The 12,145-nt window shown below is 63.8% G+C and carries 6 protein-coding genes; all 6 read right to left on the reverse strand.

Annotation, left to right across the window (positions count from 1 at the left end; all coding sequences use genetic code 11):
* Positions 1 to 58 precede the first annotated feature (58 nt).
* Complete coding sequence (locus GV002_RS14865) at positions 59 to 1,849, reverse strand: SLC13 family permease (RefSeq protein ID WP_160019151.1); 1,791 nt, start codon at positions 1,847 to 1,849, stop codon at positions 59 to 61.
* A 380-nt stretch (positions 1,850 to 2,229) separates the two neighbouring features.
* On the reverse strand, positions 2,230 to 3,693 hold the full coding sequence (selO, locus tag GV002_RS14870) for a protein adenylyltransferase SelO (RefSeq protein WP_160019152.1): 1,464 nt from the start codon (positions 3,691 to 3,693) through the stop codon (positions 2,230 to 2,232).
* Positions 3,694 to 3,710: 17 nt separating this feature from the next.
* Complete coding sequence (gene mscK / locus GV002_RS14875; protein WP_160019153.1) at positions 3,711 to 7,061, reverse strand: mechanosensitive channel MscK; 3,351 nt, start codon at positions 7,059 to 7,061, stop codon at positions 3,711 to 3,713.
* 127 nt (positions 7,062 to 7,188) lie between these two features.
* Positions 7,189 to 8,934 carry a potassium/proton antiporter gene (locus GV002_RS14880; protein WP_160020170.1) on the reverse strand — a complete coding sequence of 582 codons (1,746 nt, stop codon included), beginning with the start codon at positions 8,932 to 8,934 and terminating at the stop codon, positions 7,189 to 7,191.
* Positions 8,935 to 9,092: 158 nt separating this feature from the next.
* Positions 9,093 to 10,898, reverse strand: coding sequence for an acyl-CoA dehydrogenase (locus GV002_RS14885; RefSeq protein ID WP_160019154.1), 1,806 nt, complete (start codon positions 10,896 to 10,898; stop codon positions 9,093 to 9,095).
* A gap of 180 nt (positions 10,899 to 11,078) precedes the next feature.
* Entirely contained in the window at positions 11,079 to 12,131 is a 1,053-nt protein-coding gene (locus GV002_RS14890; protein ID WP_160019155.1) for an NAD(P)H-dependent flavin oxidoreductase, read from the reverse strand.
* Positions 12,132 to 12,145 lie beyond the last annotated feature (14 nt).

Here is a 12,145-nt window from a genome sequence, read left to right on the forward strand (position 1 = left end):
GAGGCGAGGCTCCGTGGGGCATACACCTTAGATGGAGCCAGTGCCTGCGGATATCAAGTCAGAGCGGGGTCAGCGGGAAGAACCAGGGGATGACCAGCGTGGCGACGCCCCACAGCAGCAGATTCAGGGGAATGCCGATCTTCATGAAGTCAGTGAAGCGGTAGCCACCAGCGTTGTAGACGAAGGTGTTGGTCTGGTAGCCGATGGGCGTGGCGAAGCTGGCGCTGGCGGCGAACATCACCGCGACCACGAAGGCGCGTGGGTCGACGCCCAGATGTTGGGCCATGCCGATGGCGATGGGCGTAACCAGCACTGCCACGGCATTGTTCGACAGCATCTCGGTCAGGATGGACGTGAACAGGTAGATGAAACTCAGCATCAGCAGCGGCCCTGCCCAGGGCAGCCAGCTCATGACGTTTTCCACCAGCAGCTTGACCAGACCGACCTTGTCCATGGCGATGCTGATGGCCAGCATGCCGAAGATCAGACTGAGGATCTTCCAGTCCACCGCCTTGTAGGCGTCCTCCACATCCAGGCAGCGGGTTGCCAGCACGGTCACTGCGCCGATGATCGCCAGGCCTTCGATGGGCATCACGCCAAAGGCGGCCAGCAGCATGACCGCCAGGGTCGAGAGAATTGCGATAGGCGCCTTGTCGCGGCGGAAGGCGCGCTCCTGCACGGCGTTGAGGCTGATCAGCTCGCCGTTGTCGGCGAAGCGTTTGATCTGTGCAGGTGTGCCCTCGACCAGCATCACGTCGCCGAATTGCAGCTCGAAATCATCGAGGTTGCCCTGCACGTTCTCGTCCTGGCGATGCACGGCGAGCACCGCGATGCCGTAGCGCGCGGTGAGGTCCAGATCGCGCATCGGCCGGTGGCTGTAGCGCGAGTTACGCCCGACGATGGCCTCGGCGAGAATCACGTCGTGGCTGCTGATGGTCTCGAAGGCGTCGCTGCGGTTGAAGCTCAGGTGGCCGCTTTCGCGCAGTTCCACCACGTCCTTGACCTGACCATGCAGCACCAGGCGGTCGCCGCTGGCCAGCAGGGTGTCGGCGCCGGGTTCGGTCAGCTCCTGCTCTTCACGGAACAACTTGAGCACCTGCAGGCCGCTGCCGCCATTGAGGTTGGCTTCGTGCAGAGTCTTGCCGATCATCGGTGAGCCCTGTGGCACCAGCAGTTCGGTCATGAAGGTGCGCGACAGATCCGGGCGCAGCTGGCGCGACAGAGTCTCGCGTTCCGGCAGCAGGTGGCGGCCTACGGTCAGCAGGTACAGCATGCCAAAGGCCGCCATGATCAGGCCGACGCCGGTGATCTCGAAGATGCCAAAGGGCGCCATGCCGGCCTTGCGTGCAACGCCGTCGACCAGGATGTTGGTCGAGGTGCCGATCATGGTCAGGGTGCCGCCGAGAATGGTGGCGTAGGACAGCGGGATCAGAAGTTTGGATGGCAGGGTGCCGGCGCGGCGCGCCAGTGCGATGGCTACAGGAGTTAGGATGGCCACCACTGGCGTATTGTTCAGGCAGGCGGACACCACCAGCGCAGTGACGGTGAGGCCGGTGAGCACGCGAATCGGGCTGGTGCCGACCAGATTGCCCAGCCAGTTGCCGAGGGCGTCGATGCAGCCGGTACGCTCCAGCGCGGCGGAGAGCACGAACATGCAGGCGATGGTCACGGGGGCCGAGTTGGACAGCACACTGAGCACTTCGCCTGGCGTCAGCAACTGGCTGACCAGCAAGGCGGCCACGGCGATGGCGGCGACGATATCCGGGCTCCACTTTTCGCGGACGAAGGCATAGAGCACCCAGATCAGCAGGGCGCCGACGAACAGCAGCGGCAGGGAGTCCCAGAGCATGAAAATCCTTAGAACCGGCTTCTGATCCGCTAGGTGGCCTGGCTGTTTGGACAGCAGGTCTTGGCACGCAGGATCGGGCGCAGATTCTTTGCATCGAATCTCGTGTGAGGTATCGGGCACGCACTGGGCGGCCTGGCAGGGCGCCAAGATAGAGGGGTTCTCTTAGATAGTCTAAGAATGTTTGGGTAGATTGATATGCCTTTTCGATTTAATAGATAAGGCGTCCAGCTCGGGTGGCTGGCGCGATATCCACCAACCTGAGCGGACTGCCTGAGTAGGAAGGGTGCGACCCGCTGGCAGCTGTGGTGGGTTCTATCCTGCGCGGTCAGCGGACGGTTGGTGCGTGCGGCGCACCCTGCGGTCAGGGGGGCACGCCATATTCACGATGAACAACTGATCTCCAGGTGCTTGCCCCACTGTGGCGGGCGCTCGGCATAGCGTTGCATGTCCGGCTGTTCGTCGAACGGTCGTGACAGCACTGCGTGCAGCTCCCGCACCGGGCCATAGTCGCCCTGTTCGGCGGCCTCAATGGCCTGCTGCGCCAGGTAGTTGCGCAGGATGTACCTGGGGTTGACCGAATGCATGCGCAGCTGGCGTTCGGCCTGTTCGCCACCTTCACGTTCGCAACGGGCCAGGTAGTCGCGGCCCCAGGCGTCGAAGCCTACCAGGTCGACGAAGTCGTCGCGCACGATGTTCAGCGCCTCGGCAGGCGCCTGCTCGCCCAGGCGACGGAAGAACAGGTTGTAGTCGGTGGCCCTGCCCTGCTGCATCAGTTGCAGCAGACGCTGGATCAGCGCTTCGTCCTCATCCTCGGCACTGGTGAAACCCAGGCGCTTGCGCATCAGGTCGAGGTAGTGCGCCTGGTAAAGCGGCAGGAACAACTCCAATGTCTCGCGCAAGTGTTCGACCGTGGCGAAGGGCGTCAGCGCCTGGGCCAGTGCGGCGAGGTTCCAGTGAGCGATGGGCACCTGGTTGCTGAAGCTGTAGCGGCCGGTGTCGTCGGAATGGTTGCAGATGTGGTTGGCGTCGAAATCGTCGAGGAAGGCGTAAGGGCCGTAGTCGAAGGTGATACCAAGGATCGACATATTGTCGGTGTTCATCACCCCATGGCAGAAGCCATAGGCCTGCCAGTTGGCGATCATCGCGGCGGTGCGTTCGATCACTTCACGCAGCATCGCCAGCCAGGGTTCGTCCTGTTCCAGGCAACGCGGGAAGTGGCAGGCCATGACATGCTCGCCCAGCGTCTTCAGGTGCTCGTGCTGGCGCGTGTAGTAGAAGTATTCGAAGTGGCCGAAGCGCACGTGGCTCTGCGCCAGGCGCAGCACCATGGCCGCGCTTTCCTGCTTCTCGCGCCAGACCGGCGTGCTCGACCCCGTCACGCACAGTGCGCGCGAGCTGGGGATACCGAGGGCGTGGAGGTGCTCGCTGGCGAGAAATTCGCGGATCGAGCTGCGCAGCACCGCGCGGCCATCGCCCATGCGCGAGTAAGGCGTCATGCCGGCGCCCTTGAGGTGCAGGTCCCAGTGCTCGCCGGCCTCGTTGACCACCTCGCCCAGCAGCAGCCCGCGACCGTCGCCCAGTCGCGGTGTGTAGCCGCCGAACTGGTGGCCGGAATAGACCATGGCGCGCGGCTCGGCCTCTTCCCAGAGTTTGTGCCCGGCGAACAGTTCGGCGAACTCGGGGCGGTGCGCTTCGCTGGCAGCGAGATCGAGAAGAGCGAGCGCCGACTCGCTCGCTACCACCAACCGCGGCTGCTCGATGGGCTCGGGCAATACCTCGGTGGAGAAGGTGTCACCGAGGCGGGCGAAGCGGTTGTCGAAGATCAGCGTGTCGAGACTTTTCACCTGGATTCCTATCGATCTTAGGGCGCTACGGGCGGTGTCGGCGGCTGCTGCACGCTGGCAGCGCCGGCGGCTGCGGCTTTGGCCAGGTCCTTCTGGTCGAGCTTTTGCTCACCATGCTCCAGGTTCTTCACATACACCTCGACCTGGCGGAACGCGATGTTGATGCCGTTCTTCGGGAACTCGCGGTCGATGAAGCGGTTTATCTCGTCGGTGGCTGGGTTGCGGTCGCCGAGGTCGCGCACATGGATGCGCAGTTCGTGATCCAGCGTGCTTTCACCAAAGTTGAGGAAGTACACCAGCGGCGCCGGATCCTTGAGCACGCGGTGGTTTTCCTGCGCGGCCTGCAGTAGCAGCTTGCGTACCAGATCGAGGTCCGAACCATAGCCGACACCGACCTTGAGGGTGACGCGGGTCACCGTGTCGCTCAGCGACCAGTTGATCAACTGGCCGGTGATGAAGGTCTTGTTCGGAACGATGATTTCCTTGTGGTCGAAGTCGGTGATGGTGGTGGCGCGGATGCGGATCTTGCTGACAGTGCCAGACAGGTTGCCGATGGTTACCACGTCGCCAATACGCACCGGGCGCTCGAACAGGATGATCAGGCCGGAGATGAAGTTGGCGAAGATTTCCTGCAGGCCGAAGCCCAGGCCCACTGACAGCGCTGCCACCAGCCATTGCAACTTGTCCCAGCTCACCCCCAGGGTGGACAGGGTGGTGACGATACCGATACCCACCAGCACGTAGGACAGCAGGGTGGTGGTGGCATAGGCGCTGCCCTGCGCCAGGCGCATGCGCGACAGTACCAGCACCTCGAGCAGACCCGGCAGGTTGCGCGCCAGGGCCACGGTGATGGCGACGATGATCAACGCACCGATCACGTCCATCAGGCTGATGGGCACCAGCGTCGCATTGTTCCCGGTACCGCTGCTGTACTCGTAGAGATTGATCGTATCGAGGTAGGTGAAAACACCGATCAGGTCGGCCCAGACCCAGTACAGGCAGACCAGGAAGCCGCCCAGCAGGGCCAGACGGATAAGGCGCAGCGATTGCTGGTTGACCTGCTCGATATCGAGCGTCGGCTCTTCGATCACCGCTTCGCCTTCGGCGCCCTCCTTGCTCTGGGCCTGGCGTTTGGCCAGGGCACGCTGATAGGCAAGGCGTCGTGCCGCCACGTTCAGCCCGCGCACCAGAGTGGCCTCGACGATGAGCAGGATGATCAGCAGATAGAGGGTGTCGATCAATCGGTCGGTGAGCTTGAGCGCCGTGTAGTAATAGCCGAAGGCAACCGCACCGATCAGCGCCAGTGGCAGCAGGTTGAACAGCACGCCGACGCTGGTGCGCAAGGCGGAGGTGTTCTCGCGCAGCGGTGCGCTGAACAGCAGATGGAACAGCAGCCAGGCCATCAGGGCGTAGCAGCTCAGGACCACGGCGATGCCGATGACGTCGTTGGCCAGGCTCGCCGGCTGGTGTTCGGCAATGCTCACCACGGCCACCAGCGCCATAACCACCAGGCCCAGGCGACGCAGGTGCTGACGGAAGAACGCGACGTTGGCTGGTGGCCAGTGGAAGTGCAGTATGGCTACGCCGTCTGGGGAAAGAATCCGGTGCAGGGTATAGAACACCAGCCAGGCTTCTGCCATTTCATAGAGCGCGGCGCCCAGATAGAGGTTCTGCCCGCGCGCATCATGCAGCAGGGCATAGCCGCAGAGCGCCAGGAACAATGTGACCGGCAGTGCGAGGATGATGTTCAGACCCAGTGCCATCGGTGTATGCAGCTGGCTGTCGTGCTTGTAGTGGCCGATGTCGCCATGCAGGGCGCTGAGCTTGCTGAACAGGTACTGGCGTCGCCAGAGGATCAGGGCGCAGAGCAGAATCAGCGGCAGGAACACCAGGGGGCGCTCGAACAAACCGGCGCCGAGCTCGCTGATGGCCATGCCCCAGGGCATGTCGGCCAATTGCTGCTGAAGGTGACGTGGCGCTGACTTCAGCCATTCGAGGTCGAGCGGTTTATTGCTGGGAATCCAGAACATCTGCTCATCGATGGTCGCGCGCAGGCTGCTGGCAGTGCTCTGCAGCTCCTTCTGATTGAGTTGCAGGGTGATCGACTCGTTGAGCAGCGCATTCAGTGAGCGGTTCAGGCGGTCGAGTAACTCACGGCGCGTGTCGAGCTGCTCCAGCAGAGCAGTGCGCAGTTCCTTGGTGATTTCCTCGTCTGGCTGATTGGCCAGCAGATCGTCCACATAGCGACCTGGATCGCTGATCTCATCGCGCTGTTTGTTCAGCTCGAACTGGTAGAGGCGAATATCGGCGATCTCGTCGGCGAGCGCGCCGTCTTCGAGCTTCAGCTTTGGCAGAGCCTGCTTTTGCTGGTAGAGAATCTTCGACAGCAGCAGGCTGCCCTGCAGCACGCGAATCTGCTCGTCCAGGGCCTGATCGGCCTGCGCCAGGTTGTCCAGCTGCTGGCGGGTCTGGAGGTTCTGCTCGGTCAGGCTGTTCAGGCGGTCGGTCGCGCGTAGCAGGTAGTCGGACAGCTTGAGGTTGAGCGTGCTTTCCTTGGCCAGCAGTTTGTCCGAACTGGCGCGTTCGGCCTCCAGCGACTGCTCGGCGACGGTCTGCTCCGATTCGGCGCGGCGGCGGTCGTTGATCAGGCTCTGCAGTGCCTGACGTTCCTGTTCGGCGCGGTTGATGCGTTCTTCGAGCAGGGCGCGCTGGGCACCGCCCAGATCCTGCAGCAGGCTGTTGCCTGCCAGCTCCTGGCGGCGCAGCTGCGTCTGCGCTGCGAGCAACGCCAGCTCTGCATTGAGCTGGTCGCGGCGTTCCGGGGTCAGCGTTTTGCCGTCATAGCGGCCGCTCTTGAGCGCATCGTTGATCAGCTGGCTGCGTGTCTGGTTCTGACTGATCTCTGATTGGGCACGTTCCGGTCGGGTCTGCGCGGTGATCACCATGCTGTTGGCTTCGATGATCGCCTTGTTCCATTCGCTGAGCTGATTGGCGCGCTCGTTAAGTAGTTGTTCCAGCTGCGCCAGTGATGTGCGTGCATGGCGTTCGGTCACCGGCTGATCGGGACTGGCCTTGAGGCGAGCAAGGTCGCGTTGGGCTTCGCTGATCAGGCGCGGTGCCTCGTCCAGCTGTTTGCGTAGATCACTGAGGCGCTGATCGGCAGCCTGCCGGTCCTTAAGCATGCGCAGCGTCTGCTCCAGCGTTTGCTTGAGCGCCAGCTGCTCGGCCTCTGGCAGCTTGCGGTCAGCCAGGCTGTCCAGGCTCTGCTGCACACTCTCGGCTTGGGGTGGTTCCTCGGCGAACACCTGCGGGATGCCGAGACACAGGGCAAACAGGATGGCTACTAGGGAGAGGCGCGACAGAGGCATGGTCGATTGATCTACTGAGTGAGCGATGACGATTGAGTTATCCGCGGCACAACGAGTGCGCGGGCCTGGTGGCCCGCGCTTGATGCTGATGCTAGCAGAGTCCTGGCAGGGACAATTCACCCGCTTGCTAGAAGTGCAGCCCTGGCCCGGGACGTGTGCCTTCGGGGAATTTGACGCCAACCTTGCGTACCTTGTTCCCTTCCATGGCCGCCACCGTCCAGGTCAGACCCTGCCATTCGACCTGGTCGCCAACTACGGGCTCGCCACCGATTTCGTGGGCGATGAAGCGCCCCAGTGGCTGATTGCCTTCCACGTCATCCAGCTTCAGACCATAGAGTGCAGCAACCGCGCTAAGTTCGGCGTCGCCTTCCAGCACGAAATCGCCGAAGAAACGCAGGTCCTGACCACGCTTGGGCGCCTGGCTGAACAGCTTGCCGAGCGCGGGCAGATCGTGTTCGTGGCCGATCACGCAGAGCAGATCTCCAGCCTCCAGGCGGGTACTGCCCGAGGGGTGAAGCAGATCGCGGCCACGAAACAGCGCGGCGATACGAGTGCCTTCGGGCATGTTCAGCTCGCGCAGGGCGGCTCCGATGCACCACTTTTCCGCGCCCAGACGGTAGACGAACAACTCCCACTGGCTGGTCGGATGCACTTCCAGGCCTGCGCGTGATACAGGGGCTGGCTCTGGCGGCACGGTGACGCGCATCAACTTGGCGGCCAGCGGCAGGCTGGTGCCTTGCAGCAGCAGGGAGATGATCACGATGAAGAACGCCACGTTGAAGAACAGCTGCGCATTGGGCAGGCCGGCCATCAGCGGGAACACGGCGAGGATGATGGGCACGGCGCCGCGCAGGCCGACCCAGGCGATGAAGATCCGCTCGCGATCGTGGAAGGCGCGGAAAGGCAGCAGGCCGAGGAAGATCGACAGCGGCCGCGCGAAGAGAATCATCCACAGCGCCAAGGCCAGCGCCGGCAGGGCGATGGGTAGCAGTTCGTGCGGCGTGATCAGCAGGCCGAGCACCAGGAACATGCCGATCTGCGCCAGCCAGGTCAGGCCGTCGAGCATGTGCAGGATGCCGTGACGCGAACGTATCGGCCGGTTACCCAGCAACAGACCGCACAGGTAGATGGCGAGGATGCCGCTGCCGCCGACGGCGGTGGTGATGGCGAAGATGATCAGGCCGCCGCTGACTACCAGCAGCGGGTAAAGGCCGGTGGCCAGTTCCATGCGGTTGATCAGCTTGAGCAGCAGCCAGCCGCCGCCGAGACCCAGCAGGGCACCAAGGCCGAATTGCTGCACCAGCTGAATCGGCAGATCCCAGCTGAAGCCGGTCTGGCCGCTGGCGAGCATGGCGATCAGGGTGACGGTGAGGAATACCGCCATCGGGTCGTTGCTACCGGACTCGATTTCCAGTGTGGAACTGACCCGCTCGTTGAGGCCGCGTCCGCCGAGCAGAGAGAACACCGCCGCCGCATCGGTGGAGCCGACGATGGCGCCGATCAGCAAGCCTTCCAGCAGGGTCAGATTGAACAGCCAGGTGGCAGCCAGGCCGGTCAGGCCTGCGGTTACCACCACGCCCACCGTCGCCAGTGACAGCGACGGCCACAAGGCCACACGGAAGCTGGAGACTCGTGTGCGCATGCCGCCGTCGAGCAGGATCACCGCCAACGCCAGGTTGCCGACCAGGTAGGCCAGGGGGTAGTTGTTGAAGACGATGCCGCCAGGGCCGTCGGTGCCGGCGAGCATACCGACGGCGAGGAAGATCACCAGGATGGGGATGCCGAAACGTGTGCCGAACGCGCTGACCAGAATACTGGCCGCCACCAGCAAGGCGCCGATCAAGAACAGATTGTTGATGGCGCTGGCATCCAACGGCGCTACTCCTGGCTGGGTCATTGGGTGCGCCGTTATGCATGGCGCGTGCCAGGGATTCTAACCGCAGCCTTCGTGCCGCTGTCAAAAAGGTTATTACATTTTTCCAGATTGCCCCGAAGCGCCCACGTTGGGGTGCCCGGGCGTCAGGCTCGGTTTCAGAACCAGGCGTCCTGCATGCTCAGGCAGGTGTCGTCGCGTGCTTCGAGAATGGCCAGGTCGTGGTGGCAGCTCGGCACCTCCCAGGTCAAGAAGTAGCGCGCCGCCTGCAGCTTGCCGCGATAGAAGGCCTGCTCCTCGGCATTGTCCGTGCGGGCCAGGCCTTCTTCGGCGCGAATTGCCTGCTCCAGCCAGCGCCAGCCGATCACCGTGTGACCGAACACCTTCAGGTACAACGCCGAGTTGGCCAGGCCCTGGTTGACCTTGCCGCTCATCAGATCGCCCAGCAGCGCCAGGGTCACCACCTGCAGGCGTGCCAGCAGTTGTTCCAGGGGCTGGCGCAGGGCATCGAGCGTTTCATACGTGCTGGCGCGCTGGCAGCAATCGTTGATTAGCTTGAGCAGTTGCTTGAGGGCGGCGCCGCCATTCTGCGAGACCTTGCGCCCGAGCAGGTCGAGCGACTGGATGCCATGGGTGCCTTCGTGGATCGGGTTGAGGCGGTTGTCGCGGTAGTACTGCTCCACCGGGTATTCGCGGGTGTAGCCATGGCCGCCGAGTATCTGGATGGCCAGTTCGTTGGCCTTGAGGCAGAACTCCGACGGCCAGGACTTGACGATGGGCGTGAGCAGGTCGAGCAGCTCCAGAGCGCGGGTGCGCTCTTCGGCGGTTTCCAGGGTGTGGGTGTCGTCGAACAAACGCGCGGCGTACAGGCCGAGGTCGAAGGCACCTTCGACGTAGGCCTTCTGCGTCAGCAGCATGCGCCGTACGTCGGCGTGCTCGACGATGGAAATCTGCGGACTGCTCGGGTCCTTGCCATCGGGTTGGCGGCCCTGCGGGCGATTACGCGCGTAGTCCAGCGAATAGAGGTAGCCGGCGTAGCCAAGCATGATCGCGCCCATGCCGACGCCGATGCGCGCCTCGTTCATCATCTGGAACATGTAGGAGAGGCCGGCGTGCGGCTTGCCTACCAGATAGCCGACACATTCGCCGTTGTCACCGAAATTGAGCGCGGTGGACGTGGTGCCGCGCCAGCCCATCTTGTGGAACAGGCCGGCCAGGGTCACGTCGTTGCGCGCGCCCAGACTGCCGTCGTCATTGACGTGGAACTTGGGCACCAGGAACAGGCTGATGCCCTTAACGCCGGGCGGTGCGTCCGGCAGTTTGGCCAGCACCATGTGCACGATGTTCTCGGAGATCGGCTGGTCGCCGCCGGAGATGAATATCTTGTTGCCCTTGATCCGGTAGCTGCCATCGGCATGCGGCTCGGCGCGGGTGCGGATGTCCGACAGCGAGGAGCCTGCATGCGGCTCGGTCAGCGCCATGGTGCCGAAAAAGCGGCCGTCGATGATCGGCTGCAGGTAGCGTGATTTCTGCTCCTGGTTGCCGAAGGCCTCGATCAGATTAGCCACGCCCATGGTCAGCATCGAGTAGGAGCTGGTGGCGATGTTGGCCGACTGGAAATGCGCGAAGCAGGCCTGCGACAGCAGGTTGGGCAGTTGCATGCCGCCGTGTTCGAAGTCACGGGTGGCATTGAGAAAACCGGCTTCGTGGAAGGCGCGCAAGGCGGGTTCAACCTCCGGGATCAGCACCGCTCCACCATCGACGTACTGCGGCTCGTGCTCGTCGTTCCTGCGATTGTGCGGGGCGAACAGCGCCTCGGCGATGCCGCGTGCGGTGCTGATCGCCGCGTCGAAGGTCTCGCGGTTGTGATCGGCGAAGCGCGGGCGCTGGGTCAGGGCTTCGGCGTCGAGCACCTCATAGAGTTCGAACGCCAGATTGCGGGAGCTGAGCAGGGTCTCGGACATGGAACGGGCCTCCTGATGATCGTCCGAGTCTAGGCAGTCCGTTGCCCGGCTGCCCAGTATCATCAGTCACGGTGATAAAGCGCCACACCACCCTGCCATCTCTGCACCGTAGGAGCGGCTTCAGCCGCGATGGGCTGTGCGATTGCAACAGGCAGGGCGAGCGGGGTGCGGGGCGTGATCTCAGTCGCGATGGGTTTCAAAGCCTTGTGCCAGCTCGCGCGTCAGCTCGGCTGCGGGCATGGGGCGACAACTCGCGACGTTCTGCCCGGCCCACAGCGGTGAAAAGTCGCCGCTGCCCTGCGCCTCGGCCGCTGCGCGCAACGGCGCGATGGCTGCAGTGGCCAGGGGGAAGGCTGGTGCCTGCGTGCTCAGCGGCCCCAGCTCGCGCATCAGGCGATTGACGATGCCGCGCGCCGGGCGCCCGCTGAACAGGTTGGTCAGCGCCGTGTGGCGCGCCGCCGGGCTTTGCAGTGCAGCGCGGTGCAGGACGCTGGTCGTGGCTTCCGGGCACAGCAAGTACGCACTACCAACCTGCACGCCGGCTGCGCCGAGGGCCATGGCCGCCGCCACGCCACGGGCATCGCTGATGCCGCCGGCGGCAATCACCGGCACAGACAGCGCATCCACCAGCTGTGGTAACAGAGCGAAGGTGCCGAGCTGACGGCTAAGGTCGACATCCAGAAAGTGCCCGCGATGGCCGCCAGCCTCCAGGCCCTGGGCGATCACTGCATCGACGCCGCGCTCCTGCAGCCACAGTGCTTCGTCCAGGGTGGTGGCGCTGGAGAGGATCTTCGCCCCGCTGTCACGGACTCGCTTTAGCAAGGCCTCTTCCGGTAGGCCGAAGTGGAAGCTGACCACCGCAGGGCGGAACTCTTCCACCAGTTCGGCAGCCTCTGCGTTGAACGGCAGGCGTCCTGGTCCGCTGGCGATATCTGCCGGGTCCACGCCTAGCTCGACATAGTAGGGCGCCAGCGTTTCACGCCAGGCTGTATCGCGCGTCATGTCAGGCTGTGGCGGTATGTGACTGAAGAAATTGAGGTTGAACGGCCGCTCGGTCAGGCCGCGCATCGCTTGCAGCGCCTGGCGCAGGGCAGCAGGGGCGAGCATCGCGCAGGGAATCGAGCCCAGGCCACCGGCCTGGCTCACGGCGGCGGCCAGGCGGTGATCCTGTGAACCGGCCATTGGTGCCTGGATCAGGGGAAGTTCGCTGCCAAGCAGGTCAGGTAAATGCATGGGATGGCTCCGTT

It is taken from the genome of Pseudomonas sp. 8O, from assembly GCF_902506495.1.
In the GTDB taxonomy this organism is placed as follows: Bacteria; Pseudomonadota; Gammaproteobacteria; order Pseudomonadales; family Pseudomonadaceae; genus Aquipseudomonas; species Aquipseudomonas chaetocerotis.

Excerpts from the sequence above, each read along its gene's own strand:
- GV002_RS14885 (WP_160019154.1), bottom strand. The coding sequence starts at position 10,898 with ATGTCCGAGACCCTGCTCAGCTCCCGCAATCTGGCGTTCGAACTCTAT.
- mscK (WP_160019153.1), bottom strand. The coding sequence starts at position 7,061 with ATGCCTCTGTCGCGCCTCTCCCTAGTAGCCATCCTGTTTGCCCTGTGT.
- GV002_RS14890 (WP_160019155.1), bottom strand. The coding sequence starts at position 12,131 with ATGCATTTACCTGACCTGCTTGGCAGCGAACTTCCCCTGATCCAGGCA.
- GV002_RS14865 (WP_160019151.1), bottom strand. The coding sequence starts at position 1,849 with ATGCTCTGGGACTCCCTGCCGCTGCTGTTCGTCGGCGCCCTGCTGATC.